This window comes from Roseburia sp. OM04-10BH (assembly GCF_003462605.1).
Taxonomy (GTDB): domain Bacteria; phylum Bacillota; class Clostridia; order Lachnospirales; family Lachnospiraceae; genus Roseburia_C; species Roseburia_C amylophila.
This window is the reverse complement of record NZ_QTZI01000004.1, coordinates 116,349-135,318: the sequence shown is the minus strand read 5'-3', so window position 1 is coordinate 135,318 and position 18,970 is coordinate 116,349. Positions and strand designations below refer to the sequence as shown.

Here is an 18,970-nt window from a genome sequence, read left to right as displayed (position 1 = left end):
CCTCTTTCATCAGTAAAATGTCTCTACCAGTTCCCTGATAACAAGATTCCATCCATCAGCAAGCACAAACAGCAGAATCTTAAACGGAAGAGAAATCGTAGTTGGCGGAAGCATCATCATACCCATCGACATAAGGACAGATGCTACTACCATGTCAATTACAATAAACGGAATATATATAACAAATCCAATAATAAATGCCTGTCTCAGCTCACTTAAAATAAAGCTCGGAATCAGCACAGTATTGGATATATCATCCTGTGTCTCATAAGTCACGCCGGCAATGTCACAAAATGTATTGATATCCTTTGCCTGTGTCTGTTTAAACATAAATTCACGGATTGGCTCCATTCCTGCCTCAAAGGCCTGTTCCTGCGTGATTTCACCGGCATCCAGCGGTTTCAATGCATTTTCATTAATCTGTGAGAAAACCGGGTTCATAATAAACAGGGTAAGGAACAACGCCAGTCCAATCAACACCTGATTTGGCGGAACAGTCTGCGTTCCAATTGCTGCTCTTACAAAATGAAGCACAATAATAATTCTGGTAAAGGAAGTCAGCATAATAAGAATAGATGGTGCTAACGCAATTACAGTCAGTACCAGAAAAATCCGAACTGTCCCGGATAAATTTCCCTCTCCATTATTAATATTAACAGAAAGTCCATTATTACCAGAGGATGCTGTTCCATCTGGACCATTGCCATTTTCAGTTGACTGATTACTATTACTGCTGTCAGTTACCCCAGGTATATTTACAGATGCCGCATACGCTTTCTGTGGTACAAATGCCACCAGTGTAACAACAACTGCAATAACCGCAAATATAAAAGATACCAGACAGTATTTCTTCTTAAAATTACTCATCCTTATGCCTGCTCTTCGGTAAATGTTCTTTGAACTGTTTCATAATGTTAGAGAAACTTTCTCCTGTATTCTGATATTTCACCGTATCTTCCAGCGAAACATCATTTAACTGTTCCCTTGTAAGCTGTGCTAACATCGTCACTTCATCTTTTCCGATTCCGATTACGAGATAGGTCTCTCCCACCTCTATAATCTGAATATACTTATTTGTAGTGAGTTTCATAGTCTCCACTACCCGCATATTCTTCTGAAAATTATGTTGCTTCTGATATCCGGCAATCCATTTTGTTACATAATATGTAATTGCAAGCACAAAAACAAATATCAGCAATACACCTATCAATTGGAAAAAGCTTTGTACGCCCGATGTTCTGCTACTCAGTAATATCATATTAACCCACTACTTTTTTTACTGCTTCAAGAACACGTTCTGCCTGAAATGGTTTTACAATAAAATCCTTTGCACCAGACTGGATTGCTTCAATAACCATTGCCTGCTGGCCCATTGCAGAACACATAATTACACATGCATTTGCATCTGCTTCTTTAATCTTTTTTAATGCCTGAATTCCGTCCATCTCCGGCATGGTAATATCCATCAGTACCAGGTCTGGATGTACTTCATTATATTTTTCGATTGCCTTTACTCCATTTTCTGCTTCTCCGGCAACTGTATATCCATTTTTGGTAAGGATATCCTTAATCATCATTCTCATAAAAGCTGCATCATCACAAATTAAAATACTCTTTGCCATATTAGTTATCTCCTTGCTAATTATTTAATAATCTCTGTAATTCTTACACCAAAGCTTTCTTCAATTACAACTACTTCACCTTTTGCAACGTACTTTCCATTTACCAGTACATCAATTGGTTCTCCAGCAATCTTATTCAATTCAATGATTGTTCCCGGAGCAAAATCCAATATATCATGAATGGATTTACTGGTTCTTCCCAGTTCCACGGTTACTTCCAATGGTACATCCATAATAAGATCAATATTTTCCTTTGGAAATACCCCATTCATATCTCCAGTAAAATTTTGGAACTGAGCCGGCTGTACATTTACCTGCTGGTTTGCATACATTGCCGACATATCTACAGGTTGTCCCATCATTGGCTGCCCCATCATCGGCTGTCCCATCATTGGCTGCTGATTTATCATTGGCTGAGGCTGTGGTGCTGGCTGGCTTGCCTGTGGTTGTGGTGCAGGAGCCGGTGCCGGCTGTGGTGTTGCTTCCTGTATTGGTTCATTTCCACCTGTCATGGTCTCCGTAATACTTTTACACATCTCTCTCGCAAAAGATACCGGATACAGCTGCATGATTTCACTGTCCACAAGATCACCAATTTCCATTTTAAAAGAGATTTTCACAAATGGCTGTGTCAGGAAATCATCAATTGCTCCCTCATCAATATTTCCTGTCAGATCAATCAGATCTGCAACAGGCGGGCTGATATCAATCTTTTTATTCAGCATGGATGATAATGAAGTAGCTGCAGAACCCATCATCTGATTCATTGCTTCACTGATTGCGCTTAAATGAAGCTCTCCCAGTTCCACGTCTGTATTGGTTCCGTCTCCTCCCATCATAAGATCTGTAATGACCTTAACATCATGCTCCTTTAATATCAGGATATTGCTTCCATCCAATCCAACGGTGAATCCGATTCGTATAAATACACACGGACGCTCATACGCCTTTACCACGTCGTCCCAGTTTGCCATGGTAACAACCGGTGTGGATATTTCCACTTTACGGTTCACCAGCGAAAACAATGTCGTTGCTGCGGTACCCATACTGATATTAGCAATTTCACCGATTGTGTCTTTTTCTGAATCACTCAGCTGTCCATCTGCCGTATCTGATGATGCACCCGGATTATTTAGCAGGGCATTGATTTCTTCTTGCGATAGTACTCCATCCATCACTTACTGCTCCTCTCTAATTACTGACATTACTCTTACTGCATAGTCATCACCCGAAGCTCCCGGCAATGCAGTAAACTTACGAATGTTTCCAACGTAAACATCCAGCTCCTGGTCCACTTTCGTGTCCAATCTAACTATATCACCCACCTGTAAATTCATGAAGTCGTTTACCGATATGGTGCTGTTACCTAAAATTGCTTTTACAGGTATCGGTGCTTTTGAAATCAAAGTTTCAATTGCTTCCGTATAACGCTGTTCATCTTTTTCCTGCATGGTAGAATACCAGTATTTTGTATTCAGCTTGTCCATAACAGGTTCCAAAGTAAGATACGGAAGGCAGATATTCATCAGACCTTCAACATCTCCTATTTTTACATTAATTGTAACAATTGCAATCATTTCACTCGGAGAAATAATCTGGGCAAACTGTGAATTTGTTTCAATACGTTCCAGTCTTGGATGTAAATCCACAACATTTTCCCACGGTTCCCGGAGCAGGTCGACGCAGACTCCCATAATTCTTTCTATAATCAGCAACTCTATTTCTGAAAAGTCACGGACTTTCGCTAATGGTTCTCCGCTTCCACCAAGCATACGATCCACCATGGCATATGCAAGATTTGAAGCAATCTCCAGAATAACCGAACCTTTCAATGGAGAAAAATTAACAATACCAAGAACCACCGGATTAGAAAGTGCATTTGAAAACTCAGAATAGGTAACTGCTTCAGAGTTCATCACCTCAACCTGAATATTTTTTCTTAGATAAACCGGAAGATTTGTGGATATCAGTCTGCCATAATGTTCAAACACAATCTCCAGTGTTCTTAAGTGTTCTTTTGAAAACTTGGAAGGTCTGGCGAAATCATAATTCTTAATCTGCTTCTCGCCATTGTCCTTCATTTCTTCTACATCCAGCTCGCCGCTGCTCAATGCCTGAAGCAGGTTATCTATCTCATTCTGAGATAAAACTTCGCTCACGGACTCTCACCACCTTATATTTCATGCTTACTATTTTTAATCCTATACTACAGTTACTTCCGAGAAGTTGACTGCAATGATAAAATCTGAACCAAACTGCTTCTGTAGTTCTGCCAGTATAGCGTCTTTAACCGCCTGCCGATCCGCATTAAATTCATCCATTGTATAGGTATTAATTACGCTATTAATGGTATCTTTTAAAATTGTTTCACGATCAGCCATATCTTCGCCATAGGTTTTATATCCATCGTTCTTGCTGTCCATGGAAATGGATGCTGTAAGCTTTACATAATGAGTTTCGCCATCTGCACCTGTTTTTAAATTGATTGTCATGGCATCTTCAATTTTATAGGTCACAATCTGGTCCATTGGAATGCTGGCAGACTCAGTTCCATCCCCACTCTCCAGCTCCAGATCAATTGCACTGCATACCTTGTTTACCAGCTCATTGGATTTCTTTGTTTGCGGCAGGATTGTTATTGTAAGTATTCCTGTCAAAATCAGGTTCACCAGAACCAGTGCCAAAATAAGCACTGACATAAGGTTCTTCTTCATCTCATTTCCTCCTATTCTGTAGCGCCGCCGGAATTATATGAATTATATACCTTAATTTCAACACGACGGTTTCTTGCTCTGCCTTCCTCTGTAGTATTATCTGCTACAGGAACATATTCCCCTCTTCCTGAGGATTTAATCAGTGCCGGATCCAATGTGGTATTATCCCGGATAAAATCCGCCACAGAAAGTGCCCGGTACATGGACAGTACATTATTGTTTTCATATTTTGACGAATGGATTGGCACATTGTCGGTATGTCCTTCAATTTCAATCACATTGCTGTCATAGTTTTCCAGGATAGTTCCTATTTTAGCAATCAGCGGCTGGGCATCTTCCCGGATATTTGCCTTTGCCGAATCAAATAATATTGCTCCATTTAATGTAAGTTTTACATACTCGGCATTAAAATCTACTTCCACCTGATTCTGTAATCCACCCGCCTCTATCTGCTGCTCGATTTGTTCTGCCATTTGTTCTGATTCCGCCAATGCCTGTTCTTTATACTGCTCTGCTACATCTGTCTCAGTCTCAGTCTCTTCTGTTTTGCCACCCTGGGAATCCCCATCCTCTCCTGAGGACGTTTCAAAAAAAACATCAATATTCGGCAACTGGCTGATTCCGTTGCCCACCATTTCTCCCTCGCCAATACTCATACTGCCTGCCGGCATAATACTTAAGCTGCTCTGCAGCGAGGCTATCACCATCTGAAACTTCTCTGCATCAACGGTAGACATGGAAAAAAGCAACACGAAAAAGCACAGCAACAGATTCATCAAATCACTAAAGGTGGTTATCCAGCCAGCCGCCGGCTTTGCTTCCGGTTCCCGCTTCTTTCTCGCCATTATTCTTCACCTCCGGCTTCATCTTGTGCATTATAAGCCTCTCTTGCCTGTGGTGACAGGAATGATTTCAGTTTTTCTTCTATTACACGAGGGTTTTCTCCTGCCTGAATAGACAAAAGTCCCTCAACGGTAACCTCTTTCATTATAATTTCTCTGGCATTATTATCTGACATCTTTGATGCAATCGGATTACAGATCCAGTTAGATATCAGCGAACCATACAATGTTGTAATCAAGGCAACTGCCATATTAGGTCCGATGGAAGATGCATCCTGTAAATCCTTCAACATATTAATCAGACCAATCAGGGTACCAATCATACCCCAGGCCGGAGCTAATTCTCCCCACTTTTCCCAGAAGCCGATTACTTTCTTATGCCGGTCCTCAATGCAGCCCAAATCTGTTTCCAGAATTCCACGCACCAGTTCCGGGTCAGTTCCATCTACTACCAGCATAACTCCTTTTTTCAGAAAGTCATCATCAATATCATTCGCTGCTTCTTCCAATGCAAGAAGCCCCTCTTTTCTGGCAATATTTGAAAGATTAATGATATTTCCAATAATCTCACTCGGGTCATTCTTATGTAACTTAAAAGCATTTCCCGCTGACTTAAAGCCATTAATGAAATCTGCCATACTGTTACATGCCAGAACACCAGCAATAGATCCTCCAATCGTAATAACAGCGGATGGGAAGTCCATATATGTATTCCATATTGCTGATACGCCCGCACTCTGAATAATTCCAAATAATACCATTGCCAGCCCCATCAGGGTACCAATAAGTGATGCTATATCCAATTTATCCACCTACATTTCTATAAAATTATGGGAACACCATTCTTCTGAAAATGGTCCTTGTTACCCACCTTTTTGTATTTTCATTTTCATTTCTATATCATCTTACTAAACTTTCATCAAAATGTCTACTTTTTTTACAATTATTTTAGAAACAATTCCATTTTCTATTATACCATATATAGGGGAACTATCAAATATAGTTCCCCTATATGTACTGTTTTTATATTATTTTTCGCTATATCTGACTATTTTTATTATCGTTTCAGATTAATCAACTCCTCAAGAAGCGTATCGGATGTAGTAATTACTCTTGAGTTTGCCTGGAAACCTCTCTGCGTGGTAATCATCTCGGTAAATTCAGAAGCCAGGTCTACGTTGGACATTTCCAGTTCTCCGGAATTCATGGTACTTCCGTTTGAAGTAATTTCGACACCAATTCCATCAAATTCACCGGAGTTTAAAGTAGTACGGTAGCAGTTATCTCCTACTTTTTCAAGTCCGGCTGCATTTGCAAAGCGGGCAGATGCAATCTGGCCCAAAAGAACAGTATTACCATTATCGTAAGAACCGTAAATTTTACCATTGGTATCTACAAATACACCGGTTAATGCTCCAAGCTTCTTACCTGTTCCGGTTGTTCCATCAATTGCTCCCGCATCCATTCCAACAGTAGATGTTCCACCATTATTAGAATTCTTACACTGTGTAAAATCAATGGAAATATTTTCAAACTGGTCGCCTAACTGTTTCATGTTCAATGTGACTGAGCCGTTAGTGCTGTCACCCACGGAAACAAATTTACCTTTTCCAGTACCAGTATCAAACTTCAGTTCGTAATTTACTGCTGTTGCTTCAATAGTAGGTGGATTACCATCAGTAATGCTGTTGATGGTTGCACCAGGCTGTAACCCGGTATAAATATCAGAAAGTGATACGTCCGTTACTGCTTCGTATCCTTTTACTACACCACCGGCTGAAGTAATTGCACGATATACTTTGCTGTCATACTGTCCGGTAGCGGCATTCTGTGTTGTATTGATATAGTACATTTCACCACTGCTGTTACGGAACTGATGATATGTATTTCCGCCAAAGGAATTAGATGCTCCGGTATCTGTCCACTCTGTACTGATTGCATTGTAAGCAGTCTGTGCATTAGTAATTCCACCGCTGGCATTTGCTCCAAATACATCAGAAAGATTTCCACCGTTTGCCAAAAACTCCTCTAAGATATTCTTATTGGAAGAATCATAAATAGCACTCAACTCAACAGTATAAGTTCCGGCATCGGTATCTACACCTTTGACTGCAAATTTTGCTGTATAGGAATATCCCAATGCATCAAAGAAATTCAAATTCATGGCATATCCGCTTTCGCTGGTTATTTCTGTACTGTTTTTATCTACAATACCACCACAAACTGCATTCGTTGTTGCTTCTGCCGGAGAAGTAAGATTGCTTTCCTGCATGATGCGAAGTGCAGATACCTGGTCTTTTTTAATCTGTCCGGTGGTCGGGTCTACCTGCCATCCCATAACATTGTATCCGGTAGATGTCATGGCAAGGTTTCCTGAGCCGTCAATATAGAAAGAACCTGCCCTGGTAAAAAGATTTTCAGTACCATTACTTACAACAAAGAAACTTGTTGTATTACCCTTATCTGTAATTCTTAAGTCAAATGCTTTTCCGGTTGTCTGGGCTGCTCCACCGGAAGTAATGTCGATGGAAGTAGAACCTGTTGTTACACCAAGACCAATCTGCTTAGCATTAATTCCACCGGTTCCGGTTGTTGCATTTGCTCCGGATGCACCGGAAATTGTCTGATACATAATCTCGCTGAATGTTACACTGGACTCTTTAAATGCCACGGTATTTACATTGGCAATATTGTTACCGATAACATCCATCTTTGTCTGATGTGTCTTAAGTCCTGACACAGCAGAATACATTGATCTCATCATAATGAAATGACCTCCTAAATTTGATATCTGACGCAGAACCCATCTGTCAGTCAGGGTTCTCACAGCCTCCATAAGGTCCGGCTATGCTATTACTGCACCATCAATATTTGTAAAAACATTATTTTCTGATTCATTCTGGTCCATTGCTGTTACAACTGTCCTGCTCGGTACATTTACAATGAATGCCAGCGAATCAACTACTACTAAGGATTCTTTGATTCCTTTCTTCTCAGCCATCTCCACACCCGCTTCCAAGCGTTCACTCTGCTGGTCTGAAAGACTGATATTCCGGGTAGACAACCGCATGCTTGCATGCTTCGAAAATTTCACTTCGGAAACATCTGCTGCTTTTTGCTTTTCTTTTAATACCTCCGCAAAAGAAGCTCCCTGCTCCGGCTGCGTTTTATTACTCTTCGAAGGATTGAGATACTGGTCTGCTACCTGTTCAATGGAAGTGAATTGATTTGCTATCTTATTCATGCTTTCATCTCCCTAATAACCTTCCGTGGTTTACTCTGCTTTCCCTGTTTCTTCTGTATCTTTTTTGTCTTCTGTACCACCGTTACCTTCTGTCTTATCACCGTTTCCTCCGGCAGCAGCCTGTAACTGTTTCATTTTCTCTTCCAGTTTTACAAGTTTATCGATATCACTCTGTTTAATGAATGACTTCTGATAACTGGTCATGCTGTCATATGCTTTCCGAAGGTTAGTCAGTGTACCTGCATTATCCAGTGTAAGTTCATCTGCTGAAGGCAATGATGCAATTGCAAGTGAAAATGATTTTGCAAGGCTGATTGCATCCATGTAACTGTCGTCCATAACAGAATATAAATCGTCAATGGAGTAAAGGTTGTTATTTACCATAAGATAAGTCTTATTGTTCTCATGGATTACACTGTCTACTGTTCCGGTAACATCGGATGTCTCGCCTGTTGCAGAAGATGTAACACGAAGTACTACCTGTTTTCCCACCAGTGAATTTGCTTCCATCTCCTGTAAGGATGCCTGCATATTCTGGGTTTCCTCTAACTGTGAGAATGTTGCCAACTGTGAAATATACTCTGTATTATCTGTTGGTTCCAATGGATCCTGATATTTCATCTGTGCTACTAACAGTTGTAAAAACGCATCTTTATCCAGACTACCTCCGGATTTTTTGGAAGTAGAGGATGAGGAATTTGATTCTGCACTGGTATCCACAACCTCTCCATTTTTTATAAGCTGTGTTATCATTTTGTGCTCCTTTCTACGCTGTTACATCCATGGTATTTCCATGGTCTTTCATAATCTGGGCTGCCAATGCTTCTTCTTCATTCATAAGCCCGGATAACTCGTCCAATTCTCCACGGAACAATCTTCTTCCGGCTGTTCTTCCAGATTCTTCTCTCTGACTGCCCTGCTGTTCTTCTCCAGATGCATTCTGCTCCAAGTTCCGTTCAAATTCATGACTTGCTATTGTAACTTCGACTGCATCTACTTTGATTCCCTGCTGGTTTAAACTGGTTCGAAGGTCTGCAATCTGTGCTTCCAAAGCGGTCTTTACTGTTTCACTGCTTACTGCCAGTTCTGCAGTTATATTTCCTTCTTTGGTTGCTGCAATGTGTAAATATACTTTTCCGAGATTTTCCGGATTCAGCTGCATCTCAATGGATGAATTTTCTGGGGAGAGATTCACTTTTGCGAATTCTGTAATCTGGTTCATAATATCCTGCACATCAATGGTTGTACGGGATGCCACCTTATTTACCTCTTCCGGTGCTACAGTCTGCTGTTCTGCTCTTACCTGAAATTCCATATTCTGCGCATGTTCATTTACACTGCTCTCTTTCGTTTTCTGTGACTGGGCTGCTGGCTCGCCCATTTCACCGGACGCATTCTCTGATACATTGTTTTCAGTCTGTGCATCCTCTGACGCATTCACCTGAATTACCGGCGCTGCATCTTCTGTCTCTTCTTCCGGCTGTACATTCTGTGTTTCTTCTGTAGTATGGGTCATCTGAACTGTAGCTGCCATTACTGTTGTATCCTGTGAAGTAATTGTCGCATCAGTCTGTGGAGCAATTTCCTGCACGCCGCCATCTGCCATATCCACTGTTTCGTTAAAATCCGCTGTCAGTTCTGCCAACTGATTCTGTAATGCTACCCACTCATCCTTAGAAATTCCAAGTGTCTCACTTAAGCTCTGAACCAACGCATCTGTATTCTGCATAATATTTGTGAATTCTTCACTCATAAGCAGTGAACAGGCATCCTCAGTTCCTGTCAGTTGTGTCACAAGCTGTGAAAGGCTTGCCGGGTTCAGTAAATCCATCCACTGCAATCCCAGTATAGACATAGCATCTTCTACCTGCTCATCCGAAACGCCAAGTTCATCTTTCAGAATTTCTTTTACACCAGTTTCAAATGCATCCTTTGTGTCTTCCAGCTGATTCTGCAGTTCTTCCACTTTCTGTGTAGGAGAATTCTCCTTTACATTCAGTTTCTTTGTGCTGTCTGCTACAGCTGCCGGCTGTGTGGCTGTTGCTGCAGGTTCTTTTCCTACCGGATTTTCACTGGTAAGCTGCTGGTTTCCATAACCGGATGTTTTCTGTTCCATCACAGAAGCAAAGCTTGCCTGTGCAGTTGCACATAACCCTTTTTCCACAGTGCCCGTCACTTTGGAAAGTCCTGTGTCTAAAGTTCCAGGGGTTGATACCATTCCCGAAATCTTTGCACTCGTCATGTATTCTTCCTCCTTTCTTCTTTATTCAATTTTATTTATTCTGAAGGATTCATGATTTCTGTCACCTTTGCGGCTGTATCAGAATTCATTTTCCCTAGAATATCAGCTCTTGACTGCGCATCCATATTTTCCAATATCTGTGCCACCAGATTCAGATTATCTGTCATGGTGTCAAATATGGCTGCTGCTTCCTTCGGTTTCATCTGGGAATAGCCCTTAACATAATCAGATATCTTACTGTCTGTCTGCTGCTGTTCCACTACCTGTTTATACAAAAGTTCCGCATTATCCGGATCAATACTCTCATAATATTCCTTATATTGTTCTATATCGGGTGCCTGGTCCGAAAAAACAACCTCATTATAAAATTTTTCTTTTTCTTCTTCAAAAGCAGCCTCATTTGCTTCATATTCTTTCAGCTTCTGGGACTGTGCTTCCAAATCCGCGATATAAGCACTGTTTTCACTGCTCCCCTGCTGTGCCTGTGCCAGTTCCTGCTCCAGTTCTTTTATGTAAGCTACCGCTTCATCCATATTCTTATATGGATAATCCTCTTCCGTAGAAAGATCGTCCTCAGAGTCCGGTAAAATCCGGTTAACATACGGAATATCTTTTAATAGTGGACGCATTACCGTAGAGCCAAATCCTCCAACATCCCATTTAATCAGCAGTGCCAGTATTGCCAGCCATACAATAATGATGACCAATGTTACCAGAGCAACTGCCAGTTTTGAAGAACCGCCTTCCTCTTCTTCTGTATTTTCCAAATCAGTTTCCATGTTCTTTGCAGTCTTTTTTTCTGCCTTCTTTCTTGCCTTCTCCGCTTTCTTTGCTGCTTTCTTATCCATTTCTTCTGCCATCGTTACACCACCTGTCTATTTTTTCGGTCTGCCATAGCTATAGCTTACCAGTTCGTCTACTACCTTGTTATCTTCCTGCGCCAGTTGTTGTTTGAAATCTTCAAAATCCTTTTCCCGTAGTTTTTCCTGCGTCTTTCGCTCTTTCATAACTTCTTCCAGTTTCTGCCTGGCGGCTTCCACATTTTTCTCTGCTACCTGCACCTGCATCATCTGTCTTCGAATCAACACCTTCATGCTTTCAATTGCCTGTCTGCATTTTTTTATTTCCAGCAAATCTATTTTGCCTTCAACCAACTCTTTTGCCCGGTTATCATATGCATTCTTCCGCTCAAAGAGTTTTAAAAGCTTTGCCTCTTCTTCCCGGAGTGCTGCATTTGCCTGGCTGTATGCAATCTTTGCCTGACTTTCCAGTTTTAATTTAATATCTAAAATATTCTGCATTCGGTAAATAAATTTTGCCATATCTCATTCCTACTTGAATACATCTTCCAACAATGTCAATTCTTCTTCAAATGTAAATTTTTCATCAGTCCTCTGACACAGAAACTCATTGACCGCTTTTATCTTAGAAACCGCATAATCAATTTCTTCATTGGAGCCGCTCTTATAAGCGCCAATATTAATCAAATCTTCTGCTTCCTGATAGGTTGCCAGTACATTTTTCAGCTTTCCTGCCACCGCCTTATGCTCCGCCGAAACAATGGAACTCATTACACGGGAAATACTCTGCAAAATATCGATTGCCGGATAATGATTCTTATGTCCTAATTTTCTGGATAACACAATATGTCCATCCAGAATACTTCTTGCTGTATCGGTAATCGGCTCATTAAAATCGTCACCGTCTACCAGCACCGTATAAAGTCCGGTAATAGAACCTCTTTCTGCTGTTCCTGCCCGCTCTAATAATTTCGGCATTTCCGAATACACGCTTGGTGGATATCCACGGGTAACCGGTGGTTCCCCGGTAGCAAGTCCGATTTCTCTTTGTGCCATGGAGAATCGGGTCAGTGAATCCATCATCAGCAGTACATCTTTTCCCTGATCCCTGAAATATTCCGCTACAGCTGTTGCAGTTTTGGCTGCTTTATTACGAATCAATGCCGGTTTATCTGAAGTTGCCACAATTACCACCGAACGGCGCATACCTTCTTCGCCAAGGTCCCGTTCAATAAATTCTCTCACCTCTCTGCCCCGCTCTCCAATCAGGGCAATTACATTGATATCCGCTTTGGTATTTCTTGCAAACATACCAAGCAGGGTACTCTTACCAACTCCGGAACCCGCAAAAATTCCAATACGCTGTCCCTTTCCAATGGTAATTAATCCATCCACTGCTTTAACTCCCAGTGGTAATACCTCACTGATGATTTCACGCTTCATCGGATCTGGTGGCGGGGCTTCAATCGGATATTCCTTATCGGTATGAATCTCATCCACATCTGTCGGTCGTCCAATTCCATCCAGAATATGGCCTAAAACCTCATCTCCCACCAAAACAGACAAAGGATGTCCCGTATTTGCTACGATACATCCAACACCCAGACCTTCAATACTGTCAAAAGGCATCAATAACAGCCGGTTATCCTTAAAACCGACTACCTCTGCCATGACATATTCTTTTTGCTCTCTATCCCGATATATTTTACACAAGTCATTCAGTTTTGCTTCCGGTCCGATAGATTCAATGGTAAGACCTACTACCTTAGACACTCTTCCAAGGCAGGTATAATATGTCTTATCCGAAAGTAACTGATATTTTTCCAAATCACATGTCACTCTTTTTTCCTCACATACACAATGACTGTATATCACGAATCAGATTATCCAGCTGGACATCCATTCCACACTCAAACACTCCTGTATCTGTCTCTATGATACATTCTCCTTCAGTCATGGAATGAATGGTAACTAAATCCAAAGTTGCATTCTGTCCCACGCATTCTAACAGCTCCTGTTTATGTTCTTCCAGATATGCTGCCTGTTTCGGACCTGCTTTGATTGTAAATTCTTTCGGTCCGTCAATGGATTCCATTGCCCGTTTTACAAGATAAAGTACAATCTCATCCTTATCATGGAACTGCACATGGAAAACATGGGAAACCACATCTGTAATTGTATGTACAAGCTTCGGTTCCAGTTCCCGCATCTGTTCCAGATAAGAATCCTGCAGCTGCTGTTCCCTTTTTCCAATGCTCTCTAACTTTGCATCATAAACCGCAGCACCTTCCTGCATTCCCTGTTCCAAACCTTCTGCCTGTCCCTGTTCCTGTGCCTGCTTACGAATTTCGTCTGCTTCCTCCCGGGCTGCTTTTCGGATTTCGTCTGCTTCGGCATTTGCCTGTGCTAAAATTTCTTCTGCTTTTTCCTTTGCCTCTGCTTCATAATCAATTGTTTCCACCTGCGGTGCAGTAATTCCTTCTACAAATCCACCTGACTCTGCCTGTGGCTGTTCCGGTTCTCTTGTCTTTGCAAGAGCCCGGGACTGTTCTTCTAAAATACGATACGCCAGCGTATTGGAATTAATCACGCGGCTCTCAGATTCATTCGTGATAAAACGCTGTTTATATAAATTAGACAATAATCTCATCACCTCCGCCACGGGAAATTACAATTTCTGCGGAGTCTTCCAGTTTACGAATAATACCAACAATCTTCTGCTGTGCTTCTTCTACATCCTTCATTCTTACCGGACCCATGAATTCCATATCTTCACGAATCATGGCAGCAAGACGTTTGGACAGGTTCTTAAAGATAACATTCTGAACCTCTTCGTTGGCACCCTTCAGTGCAACAGCAAGGTCATTGTTGTCCACATCACGCAGCACACGCTGGATTGCACGGTCGTCCAGCAACAGGATGTCTTCGAACACAAACATCTTCTTGCGGATTTCGTCTGCAAGTTCCGGCTCTTCGATTTCTAAGGATTCCATAATATGTTTCTCTGTTCCACGGTCTACCGTATTCAAAATACCAACGATAGCATCTACACCACCCACAATTGTGTAATCCTGATTGATCAGGGAAGAAAGTTTTCTCTCTAACACACGCTCTACCTCTTTGATTACATCTGGTGAAGTCCTGTCCATCTTGGCAATACGTTTTGCAACATCTGCCTGTTTCTCCGGTGTCAGGGCTCCTAAAATCATTGCAGACTGTGCCGGTGACAGATATGACAAAATCATGGCTATGGTCTGTGGATGCTCGTCCTGAATAAAGTTCAACACCTGACTTGGATCTGTCTTCCGTACAAATTCGAACGGACGAACCTGAAGGGATGCTGTCAGTTTTGTAATAACCTCCTGTGCCTTGTCGCTGCCTAATGCCTTATCCAGGAGTTCTTTGGCATAGCCAATACCACCTTCTGCAATATACTGCTGTGCAAGGCATACCTGATAGAATTCGTTTAATACGCTTTCTTTGGTCTGTGGTGACACGCTTCTGGTATTTGCAATCTCCAGTGTCAGTTCTTCTATTTCATCTTCTTTTAAATGTTTGAAAATACTGGCCGACTTCTCCGGTCCTAATGCTATCAGCAATATTGCCGCTTTCTGAATGCCATTATATTCTTCTGTTCCCATTTATTCCCACTCCTCATTCAGCCAGTTACGAAGCAACGACGCAACAGCCTCCGGATTTTCATCTACGAATTTTTCAATCAGGACACGAATCTCTGACTTCTCATTGTAACCAATATCTTCCAAATCTTCCTGTTCTGCCTGCTTGGTTGTCTCAAGCAACGATTCTACAGAAAGTTCCGGTTCAATCTCAGTTTCTTTTTCTTTTCTGGTACTGCGGAATACCACATATCCTAACAGTGCAAAAATCAGAACCGCAAGAATAATCTGCAGGTAATCCTGAAAGCCCCTGCCGCTGCCCTTAGAATATTCAAACATCGGAATATCATAGCTGACAATCGAAATATTAGATGCCGGGATACCGGTTGCATTGGATACCATAGTATAAAGATCCTGATCTACCGTTCCCTTTACCCGGTTGTTATTCTGTGTTACAAATTCATCAAAGGTCATATTGTCCAGAGTACCATCTGCTTTTAAGGTATCCTCATTATAAGTCACATAACGGGCTACCGTTACAGATATGGATGACTGGTCATATTCTATATCTCCTACAGAGCCAATGGTCTGGGTGTTCTTTTCATCCAGTGCACGGTCAATGGAATCATCTGTAATAGAGCTTTCTGATGTGCTTCCATCCGGAAGTACATAAGTTGTTCCATCTCCATTAGAGTCTGTTCCCGGCGTTCCCGACGTACCACCGGTTGAGTCTGACTGATAACGGTCCTCATGGGTAATCAGTCCTTCATCCCTGTCTCCCTGCGCAGAATAATTTGTCTCATTAGTCGTAACCTGATCAAAATTCAGCTTTAAATTTAATCCTACATCAATCGTATCATAAAGGTCTGTTCCCTTAATCACATCTGTAACAGCCTTCTTCACCTGTGTTTCTTTCTTTGTCTGATAGCTGAGCTGTGTGCTGGCAGTTCCGATTGCTGTACTCTCTTCTCCACCCGCAAATAAAAGGTTGGAATTAGAGTCAATAATCGTAATATTATCCGTGGAAGAATTGCCAATCTCAGTTGCTATATATCTTGCTAAAGATGCCGCCTGGTCTTCGGACATCTCTCCGTTCAGTTCCAGCTTAACGCTGGCATAGGACTCCTGATTTCTTGTAACTAAGGTTCCATCATCTTCCGGAATATTTAAGTTAACATCTGCCGACTTAATCAAATCCATATTTTCCAGTTCTTTTGCAAATTTATCTTCCAAAAAAACCTGATACCGTTTACTCTTATCAGCTTCCGTTGTGCTGATACTGCCGCTTAATGCATCATCAATGGTAAATCCGTTGGTCGGAATACTGTTTGAACCAAGCAAAATATTTGCATCTGCCTGATTCTTTGCATTTACCGAAAAAGTCATTCCATCAGAAGAAACCTCATAATCTATGCTGTTTCCATCCAAAAGGTCTTTTACAGATGATGCCTGCGTTGCATCCTCACAGGTTATCAGCTGAACCATCGTAGGTTTGGTCATCACGACAGCCAGTATCACCAATGCAAGAATTACTACAGCCGTAATACTGATAAGAAGCGTCTTCTGCTTTGTTGTAAACTTCAGCCACCACTCTTTTATTTTTTCTAATATTGCTTTCAATCTGTCTGGCATAATCTACTCATCCTACCTATACTAAATCTGCATGTTCATAATTTCTTTGTAAGCATCTATTACTTTATCCCTTACTGCAACTGTATAGGATAATGCAATGTTTGCCTTTTCCTGTGCCACAAGCAATTCATGGGTATTGGTTGATTCTCCCAATGCAAATTTAATTTCCTCTTCCTCTGCATTGTTCTGATAATTATTTGTTTCCTTCACCATGTTCATTGCCGTTGCAAGAATATTATCAAAGCTTTCCGCACTGTTTGACTGCTGTGTTGCAGCTGCATTCTGTGTATTAAAAACATCTGACGAAACTCCTGTTAATACATTAACATTCATCGTTTATCTCACCTTTCCAAATATCTTTTATGATTTACCAATCTGTAATCCCGCCTGTGCAATCTGTTTGCTTGCATCAAAAGCTGTTACGTTCGCCTCATATGCTCTGCTGGCATCAATAAGATTTGTCATTTCTGTTACTATATTCACATTCGGATATGACACATAACCATTTTCATCCGCATCCGGATTGGATGGGTCATATTCCATAGTAAAATCAGTAGAATAATCTTCTGTCACTGAAGAAACCTTTACTCCGTTTCCCACATAGCCTTCCCGGGAATCAGAAAGCACTTTGCTGAACGGAGTTACACCTTTTTCCGAAAAAGTTACAATTTTTCTGCGGTATGGTGTTCCATTCTCTGTACTGGTTGTATTTACATTTGCTACGTTCTCAGAAATGGTATCCATACGAAAACGCTGCGCCGTCATACCGGACGCACTGATATCAAACGACTGAAATAATGCCATTCTTTATTCCTCCCACACAATTTTATTTAATAACGGTTTTATACCGTGATATTTCCTGACTGATACTGTTGGTCAATCCCAGATAACGGATTGTTTCTGAGGCAAGCTCTACATTCTCCTGCTCCGGGTCAACATTGTTGCCGTCCAGACGGTAAGAATAAGAGGCATTGTCGATATATGTCTTTGCATTCAGATGGTCCATATGGATATTTGCCACCTTGTCATCCAGTGAAACATATTTGCTTTTGCCCAGTTCGGATTCCAATGTACTTTCAAAATCCAAATCCCGGCGTTTATATCCAGGTGTATCAGCATTTGCAATATTATTTGATATTAACTGTTCTCTTTCCCAGCTCGCACTTGCGGCCTTATTCAGCACATTCATATAGTCAAACGCATTTGAACTTATCATACTGCACCTCCATAGTTATCCATATTGTTATCGCATCATATTTTATTATAAATAATCTTGTAAAAAACACAAGTATTTTTTTCTTATTTTTACATTATCTAGTGTTTTTTTCCAATTGGCTACACAATATAAAAGGGATTTACAGCTTTTTCCCACTATAAATCCCTTTATCCGATGCACCATCCGTGTGCTCTTCTTTATATTCTGTTTGTTTATATTTCTATGGTTAATCTGCCTTTCGTATTCTGGCAAGTTCATCAAACACCACATCATTTACAACTTTGATATAAGTTCCCTTCATTCCGGAAGAACGGGATTCGATGACTCCTGCACTTTCGAACTTACGCAATGCATTTACAATAACGGAACGTGTAATTCCTACACGATCTGCAATCTTGCTGGCTACAAGAATACCTTCTGTTCCGTTTAACTCATCAAAAATATGAGTAATTGCCTCTAACTCTGAAAAAGAAAGTGTGCTGATTGCTGAACGCACAATCTGTACTTTTCTGGTCTCTTCCGCATTTTCCTCATTCACAGAACGCATCATTTCCAGTCCGACAACTGTTGTTCCATATTCACTGAGAATAATATCATCAATGTCATACTGGTTATCATAACGATATACAAACAATGTTCCTAACCGCTCACCAGCAATATCAATCGGTGTAATAATTGCAGAATATTTCTTAATATCTGATTCAAATCCTAATGTTTCCAGATTAACGTTTTCCTTTGTGGAAAGAATTCCAAGCAGTCTTTCATTCAGCATAGAATCAATAAACCCGCCTACTTCATCAACAATCAGTTCATGAATCTCATCAATTCCACGGCACTGGCTGCTTCCGAGTACCTTTCCTTTTTTACTGATAACAAGGATATTGGAATCCAATATCTCTGTCAAAACCTCACAGATATCATTGAACACAACCTTTGACGAATTATTATTGTGCAAAAGCTTATTTATTTTTCTTGTTTTATCCAACAGCTGAACGCTCATACTTATATCCTCCACGTTATATTCAGAATAACTAGACTGTT

At 41.0% G+C, this 18,970-nt stretch carries 22 protein-coding genes; all 22 read right to left on the bottom strand.

The features are described 5' to 3' along the window. Positions 1-9 precede the first annotated feature (9 nt). Entirely contained in the window at positions 10-867 is an 858-nt protein-coding gene (gene fliP / locus DXB43_RS05855; protein WP_117841165.1) for a flagellar type III secretion system pore protein FliP, read from the bottom strand. Then, complete coding sequence (locus DXB43_RS05850; protein ID WP_022243299.1) at positions 860-1,258, bottom strand: flagellar biosynthetic protein FliO; 399 nt, start codon at positions 1,256-1,258, stop codon at positions 860-862. The genes fliP and DXB43_RS05850 overlap by 8 nt, the downstream gene beginning before the upstream one ends. A gap of 1 nt (position 1,259) precedes the next feature. Beyond that, on the bottom strand, positions 1,260-1,622 hold the full coding sequence (locus DXB43_RS05845; RefSeq protein WP_022243300.1) for a response regulator: 363 nt from the start codon (positions 1,620-1,622) through the stop codon (positions 1,260-1,262). A 20-nt stretch (positions 1,623-1,642) separates the two neighbouring features. Next, entirely contained in the window at positions 1,643-2,797 is a 1,155-nt protein-coding gene (gene fliY, locus DXB43_RS05840) for a flagellar motor switch phosphatase FliY (protein WP_117699051.1), read from the bottom strand. A gap of 3 nt (positions 2,798-2,800) precedes the next feature. Further along, complete coding sequence (gene fliM / locus DXB43_RS05835; protein WP_117699052.1) at positions 2,801-3,781, bottom strand: flagellar motor switch protein FliM; 981 nt, start codon at positions 3,779-3,781, stop codon at positions 2,801-2,803. A gap of 42 nt (positions 3,782-3,823) precedes the next feature. Beyond that, positions 3,824-4,336, bottom strand: a complete 513-nt coding sequence (locus tag DXB43_RS05830) for a flagellar basal body-associated FliL family protein (protein ID WP_117699053.1) — start codon at positions 4,334-4,336, stop codon at positions 3,824-3,826. A gap of 11 nt (positions 4,337-4,347) precedes the next feature. Next, positions 4,348-5,181, bottom strand: coding sequence for an OmpA/MotB family protein (locus DXB43_RS05825; protein WP_022243304.1), 834 nt, complete (start codon positions 5,179-5,181; stop codon positions 4,348-4,350). Beyond that, the gene (locus DXB43_RS05820) at positions 5,181-5,981 is read right to left on the bottom strand and encodes a motility protein A (protein WP_117841168.1); all 801 of its coding nucleotides are present in this window, start codon (positions 5,979-5,981) and stop codon (positions 5,181-5,183) included. Before DXB43_RS05820 ends, DXB43_RS05825 begins: the two co-directional genes overlap by 1 nt. 254 nt (positions 5,982-6,235) lie before the next feature. After that, a complete protein-coding gene (locus tag DXB43_RS05815; protein WP_117947055.1) occupies positions 6,236-7,942 on the bottom strand; it encodes a flagellar hook protein FlgE in 1,707 nt (568 codons plus the stop codon). 81 nt (positions 7,943-8,023) lie between these two features. Beyond that, positions 8,024-8,422, bottom strand: coding sequence for a TIGR02530 family flagellar biosynthesis protein (locus DXB43_RS05810; protein ID WP_022243307.1), 399 nt, complete (start codon positions 8,420-8,422; stop codon positions 8,024-8,026). A 30-nt stretch (positions 8,423-8,452) separates the two neighbouring features. Continuing rightward, entirely contained in the window at positions 8,453-9,175 is a 723-nt protein-coding gene (locus DXB43_RS05805; RefSeq protein WP_117947054.1) for a flagellar hook capping FlgD N-terminal domain-containing protein, read from the bottom strand. Positions 9,176-9,188: 13 nt separating this feature from the next. Then, positions 9,189-10,664 (bottom strand): flagellar hook-length control protein FliK, encoded by a 1,476-nt coding sequence (locus DXB43_RS05800; protein WP_117947053.1) that lies wholly within the window; start codon positions 10,662-10,664, stop codon positions 9,189-9,191. A 35-nt stretch (positions 10,665-10,699) separates the two neighbouring features. Beyond that, positions 10,700-11,524, bottom strand: a complete 825-nt coding sequence (locus DXB43_RS05795; protein ID WP_117947052.1) for a MotE family protein — start codon at positions 11,522-11,524, stop codon at positions 10,700-10,702. Positions 11,525-11,539: 15 nt separating this feature from the next. Further along, a complete protein-coding gene (gene fliJ, locus DXB43_RS05790) occupies positions 11,540-11,986 on the bottom strand; it encodes a flagellar export protein FliJ (RefSeq protein ID WP_117698273.1) in 447 nt (148 codons plus the stop codon). Between the two features lie 9 nt (positions 11,987-11,995). Continuing rightward, entirely contained in the window at positions 11,996-13,303 is a 1,308-nt protein-coding gene (gene fliI / locus DXB43_RS05785) for a flagellar protein export ATPase FliI (RefSeq protein WP_117698274.1), read from the bottom strand. Between the two features lie 10 nt (positions 13,304-13,313). Further along, complete coding sequence (locus DXB43_RS05780; RefSeq protein WP_158567195.1) at positions 13,314-14,105, bottom strand: FliH/SctL family protein; 792 nt, start codon at positions 14,103-14,105, stop codon at positions 13,314-13,316. Then, positions 14,098-15,105 (bottom strand): flagellar motor switch protein FliG, encoded by a 1,008-nt coding sequence (gene fliG / locus DXB43_RS05775; RefSeq protein ID WP_022243314.1) that lies wholly within the window; start codon positions 15,103-15,105, stop codon positions 14,098-14,100. Before fliG ends, DXB43_RS05780 begins: the two co-directional genes overlap by 8 nt. Further along, positions 15,106-16,713, bottom strand: a complete 1,608-nt coding sequence (locus DXB43_RS05770; protein ID WP_117947050.1) for a flagellar M-ring protein FliF C-terminal domain-containing protein — start codon at positions 16,711-16,713, stop codon at positions 15,106-15,108. It lies immediately after the preceding gene. A gap of 21 nt (positions 16,714-16,734) precedes the next feature. Further along, positions 16,735-17,046 carry a flagellar hook-basal body complex protein FliE gene (gene fliE / locus DXB43_RS05765; RefSeq protein ID WP_022243316.1) on the bottom strand — a complete coding sequence of 104 codons (312 nt, stop codon included), beginning with the start codon at positions 17,044-17,046 and terminating at the stop codon, positions 16,735-16,737. Positions 17,047-17,073: 27 nt separating this feature from the next. Then, positions 17,074-17,517: a flagellar basal body rod protein FlgC gene (gene flgC, locus DXB43_RS05760; RefSeq protein ID WP_022243317.1), complete on the bottom strand. Its 444-nt coding sequence runs from the start codon at positions 17,515-17,517 to the stop codon at positions 17,074-17,076. Positions 17,518-17,539: 22 nt separating this feature from the next. After that, the gene (gene flgB / locus DXB43_RS05755) at positions 17,540-17,929 is read right to left on the bottom strand and encodes a flagellar basal body rod protein FlgB (protein WP_117698276.1); all 390 of its coding nucleotides are present in this window, start codon (positions 17,927-17,929) and stop codon (positions 17,540-17,542) included. Positions 17,930-18,155: 226 nt separating this feature from the next. Further along, entirely contained in the window at positions 18,156-18,929 is a 774-nt protein-coding gene (gene codY, locus DXB43_RS05750; protein ID WP_022243319.1) for a GTP-sensing pleiotropic transcriptional regulator CodY, read from the bottom strand. Positions 18,930-18,970 lie beyond the last annotated feature (41 nt).